Origin of the sequence: Kribbella sp. NPDC026596, assembly GCF_040638415.1 — a bacterium.
Lineage (GTDB): Bacteria > Actinomycetota > Actinomycetes > Propionibacteriales > Kribbellaceae > Kribbella.
Map to the genome: position 1 here is coordinate 153,776 of NZ_JBEZYF010000004.1, position 21,263 is coordinate 175,038.

The following is a 21,263-nucleotide window of genomic DNA, read 5'->3' on the forward strand; positions in this document are numbered from 1 at the left end:
CGGTGACGTGGTTGTCGTCGTGACGGAGGGCTGAGCATGCACGGAAGAATCCGCACCTGGGGACCCGGTGCCCTGGTGCTACTGCCGACCGTGCTGCTGCTCGGGTACTTCGTGTACGGGTTGATCGCGTGGACGTTCAACACGTCACTGACCGATCGGCACACCGCCCGTAAGGGCTCGGCGAACTACGTCGGGTTCGAGAACTACACGAACCTGTTCGGTGAGGACCGGTTCCTCAACTCGCTGAAGAACCTCGGCGTGCTCACGGTGCTGTTCATCGTGGGCACGCTGATCTTCGGCCTGATCTGGGCGCTGCTGCTGGAGAAGGGGGTCACCGGCGAGGGCGTGTTCCGGTCGATCTTCCTGTTCCCGATGGCGATCTCGATGATCGCCTCGGGTGTCGTCTGGGGCTGGTTGCTGAACCCGTCCCAGGGCGACGACGCGCGCGGGCTGAACCGGCTGTTCGAGATTCTCCAGCTGCATTTCCTGGAGAATTCGTGGTGGACCGCGGGGAGCAGATGGACGACGATGGCGTCCATCGCCCTACCGGCGGTCTGGCAACTGTCCGGGTACATCATGGCGCTGTTCCTGGCCGGTTTCCGGGGCATCCCGCCGGAGCTGCGCGAGGCGGCGCGGGTCGACGGCGCCTCGGAGTTCAAGCTGTACCGGCACGTGCTGTTCCCGCAGCTGTCGCCGATCGCGCTGTCGGCGCTGATCATCCTCGGCCACATGTCGCTGAAGCTGTTCGACCTGATCTACGCGATCACCGGGCCGAACCAGTTCCGCACCGAGGTGCCCTCGATCCTGCTGTGGAACACCTTGCTGCGCGGCGACCAGGCCAAGGCGGCCGCGATCGCGATCGTGATGCTCGCGGTCGTCGCCGTACTCGTCATCCCGTACGTCGCGTACACCGTCCGGCAGGAGACCAACGAATGACCGCCGTCGATGCCGCCACCGGCACAACCGCGGCAGCGATCCGTCACAAGCCGCGGACCGGTGCCGATGGGACGACCCGGCTGAGCCGGTCCGTCAAATACCTCCTGCTGCTGCTGTTCCTGCTGTTCGTCCTCATCCCGGTGTACGTCGTGGTGGTCGGCAGCTTCAAGACGTCCAGTGACACCACCGCCGCGGCGCAGTGGAACCTTCCGCAGATCTGGACGGTGGAGCCGTGGCGCAAGGCCTGGGACGTGCTGGCTCCGTACATGGTCCGGTCGCTGTCGCTGGCGATCCCGGCCGCGATCATCTCGTCGATGATCGGATCCGTGAACGGGTTCGTGCTGGCCCGCTGGCGGTTCCCGGGCGCGAACCTCGTGTTCGCGTTCATCCTGTTCGGGATGTTCATCCCCTACCAGGCGGTGATGCTGCCGCTGCGGACGACGTTCACCGAGCTGGACATCACCCGGGGAATTCCGACGCTGATCATCGCGCACTGCATCTACGGCATCCCGATCTGCACGCTGATCTTCCGGAACTACTACGCCACGATCGTGCCGAACGAGATCATCGAGTCGGCCCGGGTGGACGGCGCCGGACTGGTCCAGACGTACGCGCGGATCATCCTGCCGATCTCGATCTCCGGGTTCGTGGTGACGCTGATCTGGCAGTTCACCTCGGTCTGGAACGACTTCCTGTTCGCGCTGTTCCTCACCACACAGCAGAACGGCCCGGTGACGCTGGGCCTGGCGGCGCTGGCGGGCGGTCAGAAGGTCGACTACGCGGCCAGCATGGCGGGCGCCCTGATCACCTCGTTCCCGACCTTGCTGGTCTACATCCTGCTGGGCCGCTGGTTCATCGGCGGCCTGATGGCAGGAGCCCTGAAGGGCTGATCGTTCCCGACTGCGGCCCGTGCTCCTTGAGGCACGGGCCGCAGTCTGTTGGTGACGGTGTGTCGATCGAGTTGTCCACAGGACGCGCGCAGCGGCCTGCGGGGGACTGCTGGTGGCGGGTAATCTCACGGAGGTGACCAAGTCTCCTCGTGACCGGGACGGACGACGCAGCCATCTGCGGCTGGTCGGTTCGACCCCCGGTCCGGCCCACGGACCCACGGCGGGTGTCGATGTCGACATCACGCCGAGTGTCGCCGTGCTGGAGACCCTCCTCGAGACGCTGGCCCTCGACCTGGCCGCCGCACCCCGCGCGCTGCACCCGGTGATCGCCGAAGCCTCGGTGGCGCGGTCGGCGGCGATGCTCACCGACCAACTGTGGCCGGCCGGGCGCCCGGACGAGATCGGCGAGGTGGAGCGGTTCTTCTGGGCCGACGCCGCCCGCGTGCTCGGCGAGCGCCGGGACGTGGATTCCTTTGTCCTGTTGACGAGCCTGGCCCGCACGGTCGGCCCGGCCGGTCGGTTGCCGCTGCAACGCGCCCATCTGTCCCGGTTGCGCACCCAGGCCCAGGTGCCGGAGTGGGTGACCCGGATCGCCGGGTTCCGCCTCACCAGCGCGATCGTGTCGGAGGACATCACCGGCGACGGGCTGAGCGTCGTACTGGACTACGACGACGAGCAGCATCCGCACACCGTCGTGGTGTTCATCGACAACAACCTCGGCGCGATCGTGAAGGACGTGTTCGTCGGCCCGCCGGTGGACCGGGTGCTCGAGGCGTACCAGCGCGGCGGCCGGGTGAGCATCCGGACCGTGCGCCCGCCGACCGCGGCCGGGATCATCCTGCAGGCGCTCGGCGAGACCAACGACTACGACGATCCGCCGGTGAGCGAGGACTTCGAGTTCTTCTCCGGCCTGCTGGTGAACCGGCTGACCCAGTTGCCGGAGCGCCCGATCCGGCCACCGATCCGGCCGTTGCTGTCACCGCGGCAACGCGATCAGCTGGTCGACGAGTTCCTCGAGTCGCGGTACGCCGTGGGCTTGCCGGAGGACGCCGCGGACATTGTCCGGTTGTGGATCGACCACGCGGTGGACCATACGGTCGGCGGTCCGTTGCGGGTCAGCGCCGTACTGGTGGAGCTGTTCCTCGCGTACTGGCTGCCCCGCAAGGTGCTTGCCGATAGCACCTATTTCGAAGCGGTGCCGGTTGCGGTGAAGGCGTGGCTGGAGTTCGCCGGGGAGCGGACCCAGTTGCCGCTGGACGCCGTCGACGAAGCGGTCGACGCGGTGGACGTGTGGACACCCGCGCTGGAAGCCGCTGCGATGATCGACCCGATCGGCTCGAAACCCGGCGAGCGGGTCTTCCTCGACGACACCACCAACGACCTGGAAGACGCCTACCGGGCGCTGTCCGGCCTGGGCTCACCCCCGCAGCCCGACCTGCACGGCCTGGACAAGTCCCAAGCCGCCACCCTGTCCGTCCTGGCCCCGCACGCCTGGCTGATGGCCGGCGAGACCCTCGGCAACGCGTACGCCCCCGAAGCGTTCGACATCGCCGAACGCCTGGTTCGCGACGCCCCCGACCTCCTGACCAAAGCCCGCCTCTCCACCTGGCCCCGGGCCATCGTCTGGCTCCTGGCCCACCGCCACCGCCTGGTCGGCCCCGGCGAACCCCTCACCCCCTACGCCCTGGCCGCCGACCTCTCCTCCTCCCCAGCCACCCTCCGCAAAACCGCCAAACTCCTCACCGACACCCTCATCCTCCCCCGCTAACCCCGAGCGCACCGCCCCGCCGGCGCGTGGGGGTGGGGTCGGATGGTGGGTGGGTGGGGGATGGGGTTGAGGGGCGGCGGAGAATGGGGGTATGTATTTGCGTGCGCCGGAGCTCAAGGGTCGTGGGTGGTTGAACACGGGGGGACGGGAGCTGAGGCTCGCGGACTTCCGGGGGCGGTTTCTGCTGCTGGACTTCTGGACGTTCTGCTGCATCAACTGCCTGCACGTGCTGGACGAGTTGCGGCCGTTGGAGGAGAAGTACGGCGATGCGCTGGTGATCGTCGGCGTGCATTCGCCGAAGTTCGCGCACGAGGGTGAAGAGGCGGCGGTCCGGTCGGCCGTGGAGCGGTACGAGGTGGCGCACCCGGTGCTCGACGACCCCGAGCTGGTGACCTGGCAGAACTACACTGCGCGCGCGTGGCCGACGCTCGTACTGGTGGATCCGAATGGATACATCGTCGCGCAGTACTCCGGTGAAGGACACGAGCACGCCCTGGACGCGCAGTTGGCGGAGCTGATCGCCCAGCACGAGCAGGCAGGCACGCTGACCCGCGGGAAGTCGCCGTACGTCGCTCCCGCTGCGGAACCCACGGACTTGAGGTTCCCGGCGAAGGTGGTTGCGCTGGACAACGGATTCCTGGTCGCCGACGCCGGCAACCACAGCATCGTCGAGCTCGCCGCCGACGCGCAGACCGTCGTACGCCGGATCGGCACCGGCCGCCGTGGATTCGCCGACGGCGCCGCCGACCAGGCCAGCTTCTCCGAGCCGAACGGGCTCACCCTGCTCCCGGATGACGTCGCCGCCGAGCTCGGGTACGACGTGGTCGTCGCCGACACCGTTAACCACGCGCTGCGCGGGATCAACCTGGGCAGCGGTCAGGTCACCACATTGGTTGGCACCGGCAAGCAATGGATGGACGGCGACGCCACGGACGTGCTGAGTTCACCGTGGGATGTCGCATGGTGGCAGGACAAGGTGTGGATCGCGATGGCCGGCGTCCATCAGTTGTGGACCTACGATCCGTACACCAAGGTCACGGAAGTTGCCGCCGGCACCACCAACGAGGGCTTGAAGAACGGCGCGCTGGCCGAGGCGTGGTTCGCGCAGACGAGCGGTCTGGCGGTTGACGGCGAGCGGCTGTGGCTGGCCGACTCGGAGATCTCCGCGCTGCGGTGGATCGACACCGAGGTGCACACCGCCGTCGGCACCGGCCTGTTCGACTTCGGGCTGCGGGACGGAAAGGCGAGCGAGGCGCTGCTCCAGCATCCGCTCGGGGTGACCGTGCTGCCGGACGGTTCGATCGCGATCTCCGACACCTACAACGGCGCCGTACGACGCTATGACCCGCGCACCGAGGTGGTCGACACGATGGCGACCGGACTGGCCGAGCCCAGCGGCGCCGTTGTCGTGGGCAACGAACTGCTGGTGGTCGAGTCGGCCGCGCACCGGCTGACCCGGATCCCGCTGGGGGCGTCAGCGAAAGCGGACGAGTTCAGCACGCGGACGCAGCGGCCGCCGATGGACATCGCGGCCGGCGAGGTGACGCTGGAGGTCGTGTTCACGCCGCCGCCGGGCCAGAAATTGGACGATCGGTACGGCCCGTCGACGCGACTACTCGTGTCATCGACCCCGGACAACTTGCTCCGCGAAGGGGCCGGCGACTCGACCGACCTCGCGCGCCGGCTCGTCATCGACGAACGCGTCGGCGACGGCGTCCTGCACGTCGCCGTCCAAGCAGCTTCGTGCGACGACTCGGCCGAGGTCGAGTTCCCCGCCTGCCACATGCATCGCCAGGACTGGGGCGTCCCGATCCGCGTCACCCCGGACGGCCCCGCCCGGCTGGAGCTGGTCCTCTCGGGAGCAACTACTCCTTGATGTCGCGGTGGTGTTCCTCGACGACGCGGTACTCCTCTTCGACCGCGGGGTCGATGGCGTCGGTCTCGACGCGACGGCGCCGGTTGGTGATGTAGAACGAGAGCACGATGCCGGCCAGACCGGCGAGCATCAGGATGTAGCCGACGACGGTCAGGTTCACCGCGTCCCACGAGTCCTGGACGGCGAACGCCAGTACGGCGCCGACCACCATCAGAAAGATCCCCACACCGATGCTCATCCGAAGAGCCTCCTCGTGAAGTCGTCCCTACACTGTCGACGCTACCCCGCCACGACGACGTAATCCATGACATCGGGTGTCTTGTGCACCACCCGGCATCCAATCGGTACCCGGCGTCAAACCTGCGCCGTCGGGACCGGCGCGGGATCAGTTGCCGCTGAGGTCGATGTCCCCGCTCACCGTCGTGGCCTCGATGCTGTGCGAGCCGTTCGCATCGTTGCCGAGCTCGTTGTCGACATCACCGCTGCGGGTGTCGGTGGTGACCTTGTACCCGCCGGACGGCGCGGTCACCTCGATGTCCCCGCTCGTGCCCTTGGCCCGTACGTCGTTCGCCTCGTCGAGCCGGAGCTTGATGTCGCCGGAGCTGGTCTCGACCTTCACCGGGCCGCCCTTGAGACCGGAGGCCTTGATGTCGCCGGAGTTCGCCTTCACGTCCAGCTTGCCGGTGAGATCACCGATCTCGACGTCGCCGGAAGTGAGGTCGAGCTTCACGTCGCCGGTGACGTCGTCGAGCTCGATCTTGCCGGACCGCGACTTCGCGTCCACCCCGCTGACGCCGGTGATCGAGAGGTCGCCGCTGCCGTTCTCCCCGGTGACCTTCGTACCGCGGGGGACCGTCACGACGAAGTCGGCGCTGCACTGCCAGCCGCAGTCGGCGTCGAGCTTGAGTACGCCGTCGTTCACCGAATACGTGTCGCCGTGCTTCCAGAGCCAGTACGTGCGCTTCTCCTGGACCGTCGTGGTGTCGTCGTCGGACACCTGGATGCTGATGTCGGCGTGCTCGGCGGCCAGCTGGACCGTGGTGATCTTCTCGTCGATCTGGTGCCGGTCGTCGGAGTCCCGGTCCCCGAACTGCCAGAACGCCAGCCCGGCCGCGGCCACCAGAAGTATCGCCCCGAGCTGCTTGCTCTCCGCCATCGTCCGCCTCTTCTCCCGCCCCGCCCACCTTGTCCGCTCGACAGTAGGTCGCGGACCGGCCCCGCTGGATCCGGCAGATCCCCCGAGCCGCCCCTGAGCCGGTCCCCAGGGAAGCCCGAGGTCAGCGGCGCAACTCGCCCCGGGAGACGGCCGCGGCGAGGTCGTCACCGGTCGTGCCGTAGAACGTCCGGGCCCAGAGGGTGTCGCCGTACCAGTACGGCCCGTCGTCGCCCGGTAACGACGCCGGCGCCTTCCCGCGCTTCAGCGCCCGGCGGCACTCGGCGCACAGGGGCAGCGTCAGTGTCGTCCCGTCGGCCTCGACCTGGGTCGGTTTGCCGGTAGCCCTTCCGTGCAAGGGATTGAAGGCACACAGCTCCGGTACGGCGTTCGCCGTCCGGCCGGCCGCGATCGCCACGGACACGTCGTACTCGCGGCGCGCCTTGTCGAGCAGCACCATCGCCCCGACCAGGTCGACCAGCGAGGTCGACGAGTCGAGGACCTTGCCGGCGGCAGCGTAGTAGTCGAGCGCGGCCTGCTGATGACGCAGGCCCGGACCCTCGACGGTCGGCAGCGCCGCGAGCTGCGATCCGAGACTGGTGAGCTGGTCGGTGTTCTCGCGGACCAGCCGCCGGCGACGCTCGGCCGCGACGGTCGCCGCGACATGCGGCGGGATCCGGAACGCCTTCTCCCGCCACGCCCCACCGCCGGACCTCCGGCGCAGCAGACCGATGACCAGCCCGAGGACGACCAAGGCCACGATCCCGAGGACGATGAAGAGCGCCACCTTCGCACCGGAGCCGGACGAGTCATCCGAGTCCTCGTCACCCCTCGAGCCCGAGCCTGTGGAGATCGTCGGAGTGCTCGAGGGAAGGGTCGGCGACGCCAGCAGCTCGTACATGCGGGCCAGCACCTCGGTCGGCCCGGCGTCGTACCCGGTGTCGTCGAGAGCGCGGTCCCGAACCGCGCTCAGCCGGCTCTCGTCGAGCTGCGGGAGGTCGTGCGCCTCGTACCAGGGAAAACGGCTGCCGCCGTCGACCACGACGTACAGGCCGGGCTTGCGCAGGGCATCGATCACCAGGGTGAGGACCGTGCTCTCCTTGCCCTGGAACGCGTCGCTCGGGGTGAGCGGCAGCACGATCGAGTAGACCGGGTAGCCGAGCGCCGTGGCCTTGTCCCGGACGTCGGTGCGCAGCGTCTCCGGCAGGGCCGACTTGTACGCCGGATCGATGTACAGCGGATCCTTGGCCAGCGCGGTCGCGATCTCGCGGGCCCGCTCGGCCGGCGTCTGGGTGGTCCCGGCCGCGGCGGGAAGCGCCGGCAGCAACGCGACCAGCGCCGTCGTCAGCAGGATCAGGCAGTTCCGGGCTCTCATGACCGTCCTTCGCGTCGTCCGGCGACGATCGCCGCCACTCCCAGCACCAGGCCGGCCAGCAAGGCTCCACCGAGAAGGCCGAGCACGCCGCCCCCGGCGCCGTTGCCGATCGCCTTGCCCACGGTGAACCGCTCCTTCGGGTACGTCCGCTCCGGCTCCGGCGGCAGGGGTTCGATCCGGGCCGGTTCCGGCTGGTAGCGGTCGCCGACCCGCAGTTCGCCGAGGTAGTCGGACAGTTGGCCGCTCATCGCCTGCTTCGGTTCCGCCCAGGTGCTGCCCGCTGCCCTCGCGGCGATCTCGTGGGCCACACCGTACGTCGTGTCGCCGTCCATCACGACGTACAGACCGGGTTGGTGGTTGCCCGCTGCCAGCCAGCCGGCCAGCAAGGCGGTGTCGCCCTGCTCGGGGAACCACTTCCCGGTCGGTACGACCGCGACGTACACCCGGACCTTGGCCGTCGCGATCGCCTGTAGCAGGGGAGCTTCGTCGACGATGCTCGCGAAGTCGGGATCGACATACAACGGGCCGGTGGACCACGCGGCCACGGCGGCGGCGATCCGGGGGTCGGCCGGCTGCGCGGCCGCGGCGGGCAGCGCCGGGCCGAGCGCGATGATCGTTGCGATGAGCAACAGTACGGCGCGCTTCACCGGGGCTCGTCCTGCCGCTCGGCGACCAGCTCCGGCAGGTCGTCGGACAGCGCACCGAAGCCGGTCGCGACCATCGGGCTGTCCTCGGGATCCAGGTTCCAGTAGGAGACGATCTCGCGGTCGTGGCCGAACCGGCCGGTCTTCCGCCAGACCCGCAGCCCGAGCGGCCGGCGGCCCTTGGCCAACGCCTGGGCGCAGTGCGTGCATCCGGGCACCTCGACGTCGTCCTGCCAGGTGACCGTCCTGGTACCGGGCTGATGGGTCGGGTCGAAGAAGCAGGGCGGCTGGACGGGTGACCCGCCGGCGATCTGCTCCGCCTGCCGGGCCAGGACGAAAGCGCCGGCCAACGCGAGCAGATCGTCCGGCTGGCGATTGCGCAGAGCACGCGCGGCGTCCAGCCGGCGGGTGGCATCGTCGCGCTGATCGAGCTGCCGCACGGACAACTTGGTACGCAAGCCCGGTCGCTCGATCGCCCGGTCGGCGCGGCGGATGTACTGATCCGCCTTCGTCCGCAGCTGCGCCACGCTGACCGACGGCTTGCCGAACGGTCCGCGGGGATCCTGCTTGCGTCGCTTGCGGCGCAGGGAGAGCCACAGCGTCAGAGCGAACCCGGCCACCGCGCCGACCCCGATACCGATGTAGGCGGACAGGTCCTCGCGGTCCGTGACTGACAGGCCGCGGTCTTCGCGCTCCGGCTCCAGATCCGCCCCCGGGATCTCGGGTAGCGGCCGGCCGTCGTACGCCGTCGCCGCTTCCTGGATCGTCCGGACGATCCCCGGCGCCGGGCGGTTGTCGATGATGTCGTAGCGCTTCTCGTCGTCGAGCTGCACGCTGACGAGACTGCGGCCCTTGAGGCCGCCGGCCCGGAACAGCTCCTCCTCGCCCGACCAGTAGTCGTCCGAGACCACGCGGACGATGTAGAGGCCCGGCTGCCCGACGCGTGCCTGCAGCAGGGTCGGGAGGTCGACCAGGTGCTCTCGCGTGTACGGCGATTGGGGCACGAGGGCGACGTACACCCCGAAGGCGGCCGTGCTGGCCGCGGTGCGGATCCGGGTCAGCTCGGCGGCCGGGAACGCCGGGGCGAGTCGCGGGTCCAGGTAGATCCGGTCGGTGCGCCAGCCGGCGGCGATCCGATCCGGCAGTTCGGGCGTGGCGGCGCGTGCCGGAGTGACCGGGAGGACCACCAGGAGGGCGAGCAGCACTGTGAGGCTGCGGAGGCGGGAGAGCATCGCGGACAGCGTACGACGAGCGGACCGGGACACGATCACACGGACGCACTACCTGGACAGGCGGTTCCGTCCCCGGACGTGACGCGGCCCTGGCTCGGACAGGGGAAGCCAAGCCAGGGTCGCGGTGTTGCCACGGGCAGAAACGCTGCTACAAACCGCAGTTCCTCACCAGGGCAGATCGTGGGGCAACCCGGGGCAGATCAATCTGCCCCGAGCTCCGGCGCCCGAAGGGCGCCGAGTTTGGAAGCCTCCGGCTCGGGCCGCGCAAGGGTCCGAGCCGGAGGTGTCTTTGGGGTTAGAAGGCGGACTCGGGCAGGTCCATCACGTCGAGGTCGGTGAGCTCGGCCTTGATCCGCTCCGCGCGGACCGTCGGCATCGTGGAGCGCACGAACCACTGAGCCGCGGCCACCTTGCCGGTGTAGAAGTCCTGCTCGCTCGCGGAGAGCTCGCCGCCGAGCGCGTTCAGCGCGATCTCGGCCTGCCGCAGCATCAGCCAGGAGCAGACCACGTCACCGAGGACGAACAGCAGTCGCGAGGTGTTCAGGCCGACCTTGTAGATGTTGCGCGGGTCGCCGTTCTCCGCCTGCGGGTTGCTCGCCATCAGCGCCTGGCCCATCACGCCCAAGATCTTCTGGGTGTCCTCAAGGCCCTTCGCCAGCAGCGCCCGCTCTTCCTTCAGCCGGCCGTTGCCCGCCTCGGAGGCGACGAAGCCCTGGATCTGCTCGGCCAGGTGGCCCAGCGCCTTGCCCTGGTCCTTGATGATCTTGCGGAAGAACAGGTCCTGGCCCTGGATCGCCGTCGTGCCCTCGTAGAGCGTGTCGATCTTCGCGTCCCGCACGTACTGCTCGATCGGGTAGTCCTGCAGGAAGCCGGATCCACCGAAGGTCTGCAGCGACTCGGTCCCGAGCAGCGTCCACGACTTCTCCGAGCCGTAGCCCTTGACCAGCGGGAGCAGCAGGTCGTTCACCCCCTCGGCGACCGTGTCGTGCTCACCGGCGTACCGGGCCTGCTCCGCGCGATCCTGGTACGTCGCCGTGAACAACACCAGCGCCCGCAGCGCCTCGGCGTACGCCTTCTGGGTCAGCAGCGAACGACGAACATCCGGGTGGTGCGTGATCGTCACCCGCGGCGCATCCTTGGCCGGCTGAGTGAGGTCCGCACCCTGCACCCGCTCCTTCGCGTACTCGAGTGCGTTCAGATAGCCGGTGGACAGCGTGGCGATCGCCTTCGTGCCGACCATCATCCGCGCGTACTCGATCACCTGGAACATCTGTGCGATGCCGTCGTGCACCTCGCCGAGCAGCCAGCCCTTGGCCGGGACGCCGTCGCCGAAGGTGATCTCGCAGGTCGTGGAGACCTTGATGCCCATCTTCTTCTCGACGTTCGTCACGAAGGCGCCGTTGCGCTCGCCGGTCAGCTCGCCGGTCTCCAGGTCGAAGTGGTGCTTCGGTACGACGAACAGGCTCAGACCCTTGGTCCCCGGACCACCCACACCCTCGATGCCCTGCGGCCGGGCCAGCACCAGGTGGACGATGTTTTCGGTCAGGTCGTGCTCGCCAGAGGTGATGAATCGCTTGACGCCCTCGAGGTGCCAGCTGCCGTCCTCCTGCAGCGTCGCCTTGGTACGCCCGGCGCCCACATCGGAACCGGCGTCCGGCTCGGTCAGCACCATGGTGGCGCCCCAGCCGCGCTCGATGATGTGGTGCGCGATCTTCTGGTCCCGCTCGGTGCCGTTGCGCCAGAGGACATGCGCGAAGTTCGGGCCGGCGGCGTACATGTGCACCGGCGGGTTGGCGCCCAGCACCAGCTCGGCGGCGGCCCAGCGCAGCGACGGCGGGGTCGGCTGACCTCCGAGCTCAGCCGGCAGCTCGAGCTTGAACCACTCGGCATCCATATAGGCGTGGTAGCTCTTCTTGAACGCCTCGGGCATCCGGACCTCGTGCGCGTCCGGGTCGAAGACCGGCGGGTTGCGGTCGGCGTCGGCGAAGGACTCGGCCAGCTCGTGCTTGGCCAGGCGGTCGATCTCGGCCAGCACCTCGCGCGCGGTGTCGACGTCCATCTCGGCGTACGGGCCCTGCCCGAGCACCTCGTCACGGCCCAGGACCTCGAGCAGGTTGAACTCGATGTCCCGCAGATTCGACTTGTAGTGGCTCACAGGATTCCCCTACCTCTTGGCAGCGTCGTCGTACTCACGAGTAACTTGAGTATATACCCGCCGGTAATGAAGCAAAAGCGGGTTAGCTGTGAGCTGTGACCAGGCTGATATACGAGACCCACTCGATCACTGTCGACAACGAGAACGGAGTCGCGACCGGTTGGTTGCCGGGGGAGCTGTCCGAGGAGGGGATCCGGGAGGCCAAAGCGATGGGCCCGCGACGGCGCGATGTCGACGTCGTCTTCAGCTCCGACCTGCGCCGGGCGGTGCACACCGTCGAGCTGGCCGAGCTGGCCGCCCCGCACTTCCAGGACTGGCGGCTCCGCGAGTGCAACTACGGCGAGCTGAACGGCGCACCGGTCGACGCGCTGCATCCGCGCGTCGACCGGGTGCGTAAGCCGTTCCCCGGCGGACAGTCCTACTGGGACGTCCTCGAGTTGACGCGGTCGTTCCTCGAGGACATCCAGCGCTGGTACGCCGGTCAGGTGGTGCTCGTGGTCGCCCACTCGGCGAACCGGTGGTCCTTCGAGCACCTCCTGGGCAGCCGGGCGCCCCTCGAGGAACTGATCACCGCCCCGTTCAACTGGCAGCCGGGATGGGAGTACAGGTTCTAGGGCTTGTAGGCGGTCGCGCTGCCGTAGAGCTTCTGGGTGAACGCGGACATGTAGGTGTGGGTGTCGGCCTCGGTGAGGTTGTACGTGAGGAAGACGCCGTACCCCTCGTCGACCGTGCGCTGGGCAAGACTGGCCGCGGTCGACGAGCTCGTCGCGGTGTACGACACGGCGGCCGGAGACAGGCGCGACTTCGGCGTCGGTCCGCTCGGGACGCCCCAGGTTCCGTAGTACGGGTTCCAGGCGTAGTTGAAGGTGTTGGCGATGCTCTGGCCGTTGTAGGTCAGCCGGTCGGCGGCCGGGCCGATGTCGTAGAGGGTGATCAGCTTGGTCGGCAGCTTCTGGCGGAGTGCCTGGACCAGATAGACGAAGGAGAAGTCGTTCGGCTGGCCGGTGCCGTTGTTGCCGTACTCGGCGTATTCGTCGTCGAAGTCGATACCGTCCAGGCCGTACTGGTTGACGGTGTCGGCGAGCTGCTGGGCGAACGCGTCGGCCGCGGCCTGGGACGGGAAGTTGGCGAAACCGGCGCCCTGGTGGTTGCCGAGGATCGACAGCAGGACCTTGATGCCCTTCTGCTGCAGCGGGCGGACCTGGGTGGCGATGTTGTCGAGCACGTTCTGGACGTTCTCGTTGCAGGACAGGTAGGCGTTCGTGCCGTCGTAGTTGATGTTCGCCGCGAAGATGACCGCGACGTCGATCACCTGCGCGCCGCCTTTGGCCAGCGTGTACTTGCCGGCGCTCAGCATGCTGTGGTCGTTGACCTCGATGTAGGCGACGGTGACCGGGCCGGTCTTCGCCGCCCGGCAGCGTTTGGCCTGGGCCTCGGTGGGCAGCGCGACACCGGTGGTGGCCGCGGCGGTCCCCGCGGCGAGAGCTGACAACAGGGTCCTTCTCCGCATGAGCTGTGGACTCATTCGATCGACTCCTCGTCAAAGGTGGGCGGTGCGCTATAGCGGTTAAGTTCCTGTCGCCGCCCGGCCGGGAGTCCAAGCGGCGACAGGAGATAAACCGGTATAGCGACACCGATCATCGATCGGCCGGAAACCCGGTGTCAAGGGCTCGGCGCGGAGAGCTACCGAGCCGCCGGCGGGAAGGCGGGGTCGCGCTGGTAGTCAGTAATAGACGATGATCGTTCCGGTGGTGGGGGAAAGTTACGGGAGAGGACCCGAGGTGAGTACTCCAACCGTAAGCAGCTCGCTGGTCGGCGGCCGGCTACACGTTCCTCGTTGTGATGCCGTCGTACCTGCAGGCCCGTGATGGTGACCGGCGCGGCGCTGGTCGTCGGGTTGATGGCAGGCCCAGGTCCAGCCATGCTGGCGGAGATGTTCCCGACCCGGGCGCGCGACATCCAGGCCTGGTACGTGATGGTGACGTGTGCGGTGAGTGTGGTCGCGCTGCTCACGTTGCGCGGAGACGATCATCGACGGGAGTTGCGAGACTGACATGCGAGTCATCGGCCTGATGTCCGGCACGTCGTACGACGCGATCGACGCCGCCGCGGCGGATCTGCAACTGGACGGGGATCAACTCGTCCTGACGCCGCTGGGCATGTTGAGCCAGCCGTACTCGGATGAGCTGCGGGCCGCAGTCGCGAGTTCGTTGCCACCGGCAAGTACGACGATGGAGCAGGTGTGCCGGCTGGACACGGGGATCGGGCAGGCGTTCACGGAAGTGGCTCGGCAGGCGGTCGAGCAGCTGTGCGGTGGGTCCGCCGATCTGATCGCGTCGCACGGACAGACGGTGTTCCACTGGGTCGACCAGGGCTCGGTACGCGGGACGTTGCAGCTGGGGCAGCCGGCCTGGATCGCGGAGGCGACCGGGGTTTCTGTGGTTTCGGATCTGCGGGCGCGGGACGTCGCGGCCGGTGGGCAGGGCGCGCCACTGGTCAGCATCATCGACGTGCTCTGGTTGCGCGGGCTTCCCGGCGTACCGGTTGCGCTCAATCTCGGTGGGATCGCGAACATCACAGTGGTGCACGACGAACCTGTTGCCTTCGACACCGGTCCGGCGAACGCGCTGATCGATGCGGTGGTCTCGGACCTGACCGGGCGCCCGTTCGACGCGGACGGTGTGATGGCTGCGCGCGGGCGGGTGCACGATGGGTTGCTCGAGCGGTTGCTGGCGGATCCGTACTACGGCCGGCCGGCGCCGAAGTCGACCGGGAAAGAACTGTTCAATCTCCCGTACCTGGCCCGCGTCCTGGAGGGCCTGCCGGCGATCCCGGCCGACGATCTGGTCGCGACGGTGACGACGCTGACCGCCCGGACTGTCGCTGACGCGGTCCGGGGGTACGGCGGGACCGAGGTGATCGCGTCCGGCGGCGGGATCCGCAACCCGGTGCTGATGCACCTGCTCGGCTCGGAAGTCGGGGTGCCGGTGCGGACCACGGACGAGCTGGGGCTCCCGTCGGCGGCGAAGGAGGCGTACGCGTTCGCCGTACTGGGGTTCCTGACCGTGCACGGGCTGGGTGGGACGGTGCCGAGCTGCACCGGCGCGCGGCACGCGAGCGTGCTCGGCTCGGTCACTCCGGGGCTCGGTGGGCTGCCGGTGGTGCAGCGCGACGCACGACCTCCGGTGCGACTCCTGGTGGGGTGACCGCACACTAGTGGTGTGACGAGGTTGTTCGTGGTGACCGGGGCGCCCGGTTCGGGGAAGTCGACGGTCGTGCCCGAGTTGGTGCGGCTGAGTCCGGGGAACCTGGTTGTGATGGACATGGACGAGTTACTGGACGATCGCGGCCGGTTACTCGGGATCGACATCGCGAGTCCGACCGCGGTTCCGATGTGGCCGGCGTACAACGCGCTGTGGTTGCGGATCACCGAGCTGATCCGGCGGTCCGGGATCCCCGTGCTGCTGTTGTCGCCGTTGATGCCGTCAGAGCTGCCCGAGGGACGGTGGCTGCATCTGGACTGCCCGGACGCGGTCCGGCGGAAACGGCTGGCCGGGCGCGGGTGGCCGCCGGCGCAGATCGAGGAGGCCCTGGCGGACGCGGCCGAGCTCCGCAAGCACGTGCCGCGGTCGGTGCGGGGCGATGTCTCACCGGAGCGGTCCGCGAAGAGCATCCTCGACTGGATTCGCGGCGAACGCTTCGGCAAGACGCTGAACCTGTGGGGACGGATCCGCGGTTGACCTTCAGGCTGGTCGAAGGAGCAAGGTCGCGGCATGTTGACGATCAGTGAGTTCGCCCGGTTGGTGGGGCTGGCGCCCAGCGCGCTGCGGTTCTACGACGACTGCGGCCTGTTGCCGCCCACTTCCGTGGACGGCTCCAACGGCTACCGCTACTACAGCCCGGCCCAGCAATCCCGAGCCCGCCTGCTCCGCGATCTGCGCGAGATCGACCTCCCGCTGGCCGAGGTCCGCGTCGCGCTCGACGCCGATCCCGCCGTACTCGCGGATGTCGTTCGAGCCCACCTCCGTACGGTCGAGTCCAAGACCGCCGCGGCCCGCGCGGCGGCCGATCATCTCCTGACTCAGCTCCTCGCCGAGCGGACGTCGGTGGTGCTTGGCGGTGCCGAGTACGCGAGTGCGGTGCGGCAGGTTGCGCCTGCTGCGTCTGCGTCCGATGAGTTCCCCGCCCTCGATTGCGTGCTGATCGAGCTGGCGTCGGATGAGGTGACGTTTGTGGCCACCGATCGGTATCGGTTGGCGGTGCGGTCGGTGCCGGCGGTGGAGTTCAGTGGGCCGGCTGCGCAGGTGCTGGTGCGTGCCGACGAGCTGGCTGGGGTGAGCAGGTGGGCGGCCGCCGGTGAGGTCGTGCGCCTCGAGGTCGACGCGGACGGTGCCCGGCTGGTGCGAGGCGACGACGCCCGCGAGATCACGGTCGTGGATGCGGAGTATCCGGCGTACCAGGGGATCCTCGACGGCTTGCCGCCGGCAGGCTGCCGGGTGGTCGTGGATCGCGCCGGCTTGCTGGCCGCGCTGGCAGGCCGGGAGGTCGTTGCCTTCGACATCAACTCGGACGGCTTACGCATCGACGACGAGGTGAGCCTCGACGTCATCGGGTCAGGCACAGCCCGCATCGGCTTCACCGCCGCCCTACTCGCCGCCGCCCTGGAAACCAGCGTCGGCCCCGACGTCCTCCTCGAAATCGGCCCCACCGACCGCCCAGTAGTAGTCCGCTCAGCCGACCAAGGCACCTTCACCACTCTCGTAATGCCCGTCCGCCTCGACCCAGTTGATGCTGTCGAGCCTCGTACCGGGACATGACGATCACCTAACCACGTATCCCAACTACACAGTCGCCGCAACAAATCCGCGATCACGTCACCAGCCTGGTGATGTAAGACGTTGTGTCTTACAGTGGTCGCATGGCAGACACCATCACCATTCGCACCGACTCGGAGACCGAGCATGCGCTGGACGTGCTGACGCATGACGGCAGTTCGCGTTCGGCGGCTGTCAGGCAGGCCGTGCTGGAAGCAGCGCTGCGCAAGGAGCGGGGCGCCGCGATGCGTCGCGCGGTTCTGCGGATGCCGCTCGGTGAACCGGACGGCGTCGACGTCGCCGCCGAGATCTGCCGGGATCGCGAGGGTGAGCGCTGATGATCTACCTCGATTCGGCCGCCATCGTGAAGTTGGTGCATGCCGAATCCGAGTCGCAGGCGCTGCGTGACTGGCTCGACGAACGGGCCGACGTGGGGTGGACGAGTTCCGTCCTGGCCGAAATCGAGTCGTCCCGGGCGCTGGCCCGCTACGCGCCGGACGCCGTTGTACGCCTTCATCCGGTGCTCGACCTCATCGAGTTGGTCGAACTCGATGCCGGCATCCGGATCCTCGCCCAGACTGTGAAGCCTGTGACCGTTCGCAGTCTGGATGCAATCCACCTCGCGACGGCGCTTCGGATCCACCCGCGGCTCGCGTCGTTCGTTACCTACGACAAGCGTCTCGCCGACGCTGCTCGGGCTGCCGGGCTGAGCGTCGACGTACCTGCCTGAGGTCAGGCCGGACTCGATTTCGAAGGTTGGGTAGGTGGGTTGGGGGCGAGTGATTGTTGACAACATGTTGTCGAGATGACAAGGTGTTGTCTATGAAGACAGCTTATGTGGCGGTGTACGAGACGTTGGCGGACTGGGAGATCGGGCATCTGCTGGTCGAGTTGCGGACCGGGCGGTTCACTGGGGTGCCGTGGCAGGTGGTGACGGTGGGGGAGTCGGCGGAGCCGGTGGTGACCATGGGCGGTATGCGGATCGTGCCGGACATGGTGCTGGCGGATGTGGACCCCGATGACGGAGATCTGCTCGTACTCGCGGGATCGGCGTTCTGGGATGACGGGCAAGGGGACGCGTTCGCGAAGCTGGCGAAGACCTTCCTCGACGACGGGATCCCGGTGGCGGCGATCTGTGGTGCGACGGCCGGGCTGGCGCGGGCCGGGCTGCTCGATGAGCGCAAGCACACCAGTGCGGTGAAGGAGTACCTGCAGGCCACTGGCTACCAGGGCAGCGACAACTACGTGGACGAGCGGGCCGTCGTCGGCGGCGACCTGATCACCGCAGGACCGGATTCGCCGGTGCAGTTCGCGCGGGCGACGCTGCAGCGGCTCGGACTCGCGGACGAGCAGAAGCTGGATGCGTACGAAGGCGTGTTCCACCGCGCCGACCCGGCCGCCTACCCGATCCTGGTGGGATGACGGTTCCACCTCGCGAGGACTGGCCGCAGCCGGCCGGGCAGACGGAAGGTGGTGCGCTGTTGACCGACGTCATCATCGCCACCTTCCGCCTGAACGCGCGGCTGATGGAGGCCGCCCAGGACCTGGCCGCGCACGGCGGACTGACCGCCGCGTGGTGGCAGGTCCTCGGCGGCGTCCTGGACGAGCCGCGCTCGGTCGCCGACGTCGGCCGGATCATGGGAGTCAGCCGGCAGGCCGTCCAGCGCATCGCCGACCTGCTGGTCGAGCGCGGCCTGGCCGAGTACCGCCCGAACCCGGCCCACCGCCGCGCCAAACTCCTCGCCTGCACCGAGGCCGGCTACTGGGCGATCCGGCAGATCTCCGTCGCCCAGCACCCCTGGTCAGCCGGCCTCAGCAAGTCCGTCGACCTCGACGACCTCCGTACGACGCTCGCCACCATGCAGACCCTGATCACCAAGCTCGAAGAAGCTTGACGGTGAGACTGCGTCCGTAGGTGTGGCGCGTGGTGAACGTCAGCCGAGTGCCGGTGATGGTGCGCGTGACCTGCACACCGGGCACGGGGGCTTCAGAACGCAGGTACTGCCCCCAGAGGTTGACGGTGATGGTGTCGCGGGCGGTGGTGGGGTCGGAGACGGCAACTATGACGGCGTCCGCTGCACGTTGGAGTAGGACGGACGCGGGGCCGTCGATGCGCAGGCCGGGGAGGGTGTGGTGACCCGCGGTGAAGCTGTTGGCGGCGGTGACGCGGAGGCCGAGATGCTGGATCGCCTGGAGTCGTGAGGTGTTCGACAGAACCGCGATCCGGCCGTGCTGGTACGAGCGCAGTCCGGATTCCGTTGCGTTAGGCACCAATGCGTAGGCCAAGGATCGGGTCGCCCCGGCCGGTTGCGCGACGGTCAGGCCGAAGACCTGCTTGGTCACCGCCGTGTCCGGGTTCGAGGTCCGCACTACCCGTCGGCTCCGCGTCACCTGCTGCAGTTCCACCGACACCTGCGTCGGCTGCAGGAAGTAGTACCCGAGCGACACCCCGCCGCTCGCATACCGCAACCAGCGCGGGTCGACCTGACCGACTCCGGTCCACGATCGGCCATCCCGCCGTACGCCGGTGATCGCGACAGCGTCCCCAACACCCGCGATGCGTGTGTCGATCGTCGTGGTGACCGCGCGACTCGAGTCGCCGACTCCAGCCGCGAGTACGACGATCTCGTCGTCGAGCAGGAACCACGACTTGGTCGCCGACGCGTTGCGGTAGACCACGAAGTCGTCCGGCAGGATGTCCCGCGACGCGTAGGCGAAGTCGTCCGACTGCACCCAACCGACCGCTCCAAGAGCATTCAGCGTCGCGCCGCCGGAGTGGACGTTGGTCCCGGTCGGGAAGTACACGTACGTGTTCTGCGACTCCGATGACGACGTGAAGTTCAACGGGTGCGAGGGGTTGTCGTAGTACGGCGTCCCGTACAGCTCCGGGATCGTCTTGCGGGTCTCCACCGGCGCGGTGACTCCGCCGAGCGCGTACGGCGAGACCGTCGTGAAGTAGTCGACGCCGAATGCCTGGGTCTGGTCCTGGCCGGTCAGGTAGAGGTAGTGCGCGCCGTCGCCCTGGAACCACGGCAGCAGGTTCTCGCCACTCATGTACTCGTACTTGCTGATCCGCTCCGAGTTCCGCGCCAGCGCGAAGGCGAAGCCCGGTCGCCGATGCACGGTGCGGTCCATCGCGTTGAACGCCGTACTGCTCGCGGCCGGGTTGAGGTCGGCCGGGACGGTCGCCGGGTCGGTCTTGATATCGGCGAACCGCGCGACGCTGACCGGCGACACGAACGACGTCGGGTTGATCGTCGGCCGGGCGGTGAACTTCACGAACGACTTCAGCCGGGCCGCGTCCGCACCGGTCGCGTAGTCGGCCAGGTCGACGATCGCCTCCACGATCACCGCGACATCGTCGTACCCGGTCGCCGTCCGGGACACCGCGCGGCCCTTGACGATCTCCATCATCCAGCCCTCGAAGATCAGCGGTGCGAACCCGTGCTCGACCCAGCCCTGCACCACGCCGACCAGGTCGTCGCTCTGCGCATACTCGGTGCCGGCGAGCACCTTGATGGTCTGCACAACCCGGCTGAGCAGGCCCTTTCCGTACGAGCCGGTGTAGGCGACCGACGCGTGCTGGATGAACGAGCCGTCCGCGTAGTACCCGTCGGTGACGCCGTGCTGCAGGTTGTACGGGTCGACGGTCGCGAACACGGTGAACTGATCCTGCAGCGCCTTCCGGATCCGCGCGTCGTCGCCCATCAGCGCGCCCTGCAGAATCCGGTTGGCGGTGATGTCGACGAGGTTCGCGCCGGTGTGGAAGCGCGAGTCGAGGTCGACGTCGCCGTCCTTGCCGTTGCGCAGGTAGGCGTCCATCGACGGGACGTACCGGGCGATCAGGTCGGCAGGCGCGTCGAGCAGTGCGAGCGTCTTCGACACGTACGTCGAGATGCCGATCTCCCACGTGAACCAGTTGCCGTAGTACCCCTTCGACTGGTCGCCGTAGTAGTTCTCGTGCAACCAGACCAGCTTCTCCGCGACACGGGCACGGACCTGCTCGTTGCCCTGCAGGTCCGAGGCCGGGCCGGGGCGTTTGGTCGCGAGCGCGATCTCGTAGAGATGCTGGTACGACGCGCTGAGATTCGGATCGCTGGTCCCGAGGGGGAGCCCGGCGAAGAGCTCACCGGCGCCGGCGCGGTCGAGGGCCGCGAGCCAGGTCCGTGCGGTGCTGTCGAGGGCCGCGAGCTTGGCGGCGACTTCGGGGCGCGCGTTCGATTCCGCCGTACCGGCGTAGATGGCGATCGCGTTGGCGAGCAACTGGCTCGGATCGGCCATGGCCTTCAGGGTGGCAGCTCGAGCGGCCGGCGCGGGGTTGACCGCGGTCAGCAGGGCGGTGGCGGGTACGAACGACAGCAGGCGGCGGCGGGTGATGTCCACAGATACTCCCGGGCGGATGGGAAAAACCTCACCCCGA

Annotated in this window: 21 protein-coding genes; 13 read left to right on the plus strand and 8 right to left on the minus strand. The window is 68.4% G+C overall.

Annotation, left to right across the window (positions count from 1 at the left end):
* Positions 1-36 precede the first annotated feature (36 nt).
* The 4 genes from AB0E63_RS04805 to AB0E63_RS04820 all read left to right on the plus strand — a co-directional run bounded on the left by AB0E63_RS04805 (position 37) and on the right by AB0E63_RS04820 (position 5,470).
* Positions 37-936, plus strand: coding sequence for a sugar ABC transporter permease (locus tag AB0E63_RS04805; protein ID WP_360361426.1), 900 nt, complete (start codon positions 37-39; stop codon positions 934-936).
* The gene (locus tag AB0E63_RS04810) at positions 933-1,826 is read left to right on the plus strand and encodes a carbohydrate ABC transporter permease (protein WP_360361429.1); all 894 of its coding nucleotides are present in this window, start codon (positions 933-935) and stop codon (positions 1,824-1,826) included. The genes AB0E63_RS04805 and AB0E63_RS04810 overlap by 4 nt, the downstream gene beginning before the upstream one ends.
* Before the next feature lie 133 nt (positions 1,827-1,959).
* Positions 1,960-3,594: a hypothetical protein gene (locus AB0E63_RS04815; protein WP_360361431.1), complete on the plus strand. Its 1,635-nt coding sequence runs from the start codon at positions 1,960-1,962 to the stop codon at positions 3,592-3,594.
* Between the two features lie 91 nt (positions 3,595-3,685).
* Complete coding sequence (locus AB0E63_RS04820) at positions 3,686-5,470, plus strand: NHL domain-containing thioredoxin family protein (protein ID WP_360361434.1); 1,785 nt, start codon at positions 3,686-3,688, stop codon at positions 5,468-5,470.
* Here the strand turns inward: AB0E63_RS04820 and AB0E63_RS04825 are convergent.
* From AB0E63_RS04825 to AB0E63_RS04850, 6 genes are all read right to left on the minus strand, one after another.
* Complete coding sequence (locus AB0E63_RS04825; protein ID WP_360361436.1) at positions 5,460-5,708, minus strand: DUF6458 family protein; 249 nt, start codon at positions 5,706-5,708, stop codon at positions 5,460-5,462. The genes AB0E63_RS04820 and AB0E63_RS04825 overlap by 11 nt on opposite strands.
* A gap of 147 nt (positions 5,709-5,855) precedes the next feature.
* Positions 5,856-6,626, minus strand: a complete 771-nt coding sequence (locus tag AB0E63_RS04830; protein WP_360361439.1) for a DUF4097 family beta strand repeat-containing protein — start codon at positions 6,624-6,626, stop codon at positions 5,856-5,858.
* A gap of 121 nt (positions 6,627-6,747) precedes the next feature.
* Positions 6,748-7,998, minus strand: coding sequence for a hypothetical protein (locus tag AB0E63_RS04835; protein ID WP_360361442.1), 1,251 nt, complete (start codon positions 7,996-7,998; stop codon positions 6,748-6,750).
* Complete coding sequence (locus AB0E63_RS04840) at positions 7,995-8,645, minus strand: hypothetical protein (RefSeq protein WP_360361444.1); 651 nt, start codon at positions 8,643-8,645, stop codon at positions 7,995-7,997. The genes AB0E63_RS04835 and AB0E63_RS04840 overlap by 4 nt, the downstream gene beginning before the upstream one ends.
* Positions 8,642-9,874, minus strand: a complete 1,233-nt coding sequence (locus AB0E63_RS04845) for a hypothetical protein (protein ID WP_360361446.1) — start codon at positions 9,872-9,874, stop codon at positions 8,642-8,644. The genes AB0E63_RS04840 and AB0E63_RS04845 overlap by 4 nt, the downstream gene beginning before the upstream one ends.
* 295 nt (positions 9,875-10,169) lie before the next feature.
* Entirely contained in the window at positions 10,170-12,029 is a 1,860-nt protein-coding gene (locus AB0E63_RS04850; protein ID WP_360361449.1) for an acyl-CoA dehydrogenase, read from the minus strand.
* Positions 12,030-12,124: 95 nt separating this feature from the next.
* Here AB0E63_RS04850 and AB0E63_RS04855 point away from each other — a divergent pair, with 95 nt between their 5' ends.
* The gene (locus AB0E63_RS04855) at positions 12,125-12,643 is read left to right on the plus strand and encodes a histidine phosphatase family protein (RefSeq protein WP_360361452.1); all 519 of its coding nucleotides are present in this window, start codon (positions 12,125-12,127) and stop codon (positions 12,641-12,643) included.
* On the opposite strand, the gene AB0E63_RS04860 is transcribed toward AB0E63_RS04855, so the two are convergent.
* Complete coding sequence (locus tag AB0E63_RS04860) at positions 12,640-13,554, minus strand: endo-beta-N-acetylglucosaminidase H (RefSeq protein WP_360361455.1); 915 nt, start codon at positions 13,552-13,554, stop codon at positions 12,640-12,642. The genes AB0E63_RS04855 and AB0E63_RS04860 overlap by 4 nt on opposite strands.
* Before the next feature lie 339 nt (positions 13,555-13,893).
* On the opposite strand from AB0E63_RS04860, the gene AB0E63_RS04865 reads away from it, so the two are divergent.
* The 8 genes from AB0E63_RS04865 (at position 13,894) to AB0E63_RS04900 (ending at position 18,738) form a co-directional block, all read left to right on the plus strand.
* Positions 13,894-14,082 (plus strand): hypothetical protein, encoded by a 189-nt coding sequence (locus AB0E63_RS04865; RefSeq protein ID WP_360361458.1) that lies wholly within the window; start codon positions 13,894-13,896, stop codon positions 14,080-14,082.
* Between the two features lies 1 nt (position 14,083).
* Entirely contained in the window at positions 14,084-15,235 is a 1,152-nt protein-coding gene (locus AB0E63_RS04870; protein ID WP_360361461.1) for an anhydro-N-acetylmuramic acid kinase, read from the plus strand.
* A 15-nt stretch (positions 15,236-15,250) separates the two neighbouring features.
* Positions 15,251-15,769: an AAA family ATPase gene (locus tag AB0E63_RS04875; protein ID WP_360361464.1), complete on the plus strand. Its 519-nt coding sequence runs from the start codon at positions 15,251-15,253 to the stop codon at positions 15,767-15,769.
* Positions 15,770-15,802: 33 nt separating this feature from the next.
* On the plus strand, positions 15,803-16,846 hold the full coding sequence (locus AB0E63_RS04880; protein ID WP_360361467.1) for a MerR family transcriptional regulator: 1,044 nt from the start codon (positions 15,803-15,805) through the stop codon (positions 16,844-16,846).
* Between the two features lie 101 nt (positions 16,847-16,947).
* Complete coding sequence (locus AB0E63_RS04885; protein WP_360361470.1) at positions 16,948-17,181, plus strand: hypothetical protein; 234 nt, start codon at positions 16,948-16,950, stop codon at positions 17,179-17,181.
* A complete protein-coding gene (locus AB0E63_RS04890; protein ID WP_360361473.1) occupies positions 17,181-17,573 on the plus strand; it encodes a type II toxin-antitoxin system VapC family toxin in 393 nt (130 codons plus the stop codon). The genes AB0E63_RS04885 and AB0E63_RS04890 overlap by 1 nt, the downstream gene beginning before the upstream one ends.
* Before the next feature lie 92 nt (positions 17,574-17,665).
* Positions 17,666-18,265 (plus strand): DJ-1/PfpI family protein, encoded by a 600-nt coding sequence (locus tag AB0E63_RS04895; RefSeq protein ID WP_360361476.1) that lies wholly within the window; start codon positions 17,666-17,668, stop codon positions 18,263-18,265.
* Complete coding sequence (locus AB0E63_RS04900) at positions 18,262-18,738, plus strand: MarR family transcriptional regulator (RefSeq protein WP_360361477.1); 477 nt, start codon at positions 18,262-18,264, stop codon at positions 18,736-18,738. Before AB0E63_RS04895 ends, AB0E63_RS04900 begins: the two co-directional genes overlap by 4 nt.
* Here the strand turns inward: AB0E63_RS04900 and AB0E63_RS04905 are convergent.
* Complete coding sequence (locus AB0E63_RS04905) at positions 18,716-21,226, minus strand: polysaccharide lyase family 8 super-sandwich domain-containing protein (RefSeq protein WP_360361480.1); 2,511 nt, start codon at positions 21,224-21,226, stop codon at positions 18,716-18,718. The genes AB0E63_RS04900 and AB0E63_RS04905 overlap by 23 nt on opposite strands.
* Between the last annotated feature and the right edge of the window lie 37 nt (positions 21,227-21,263).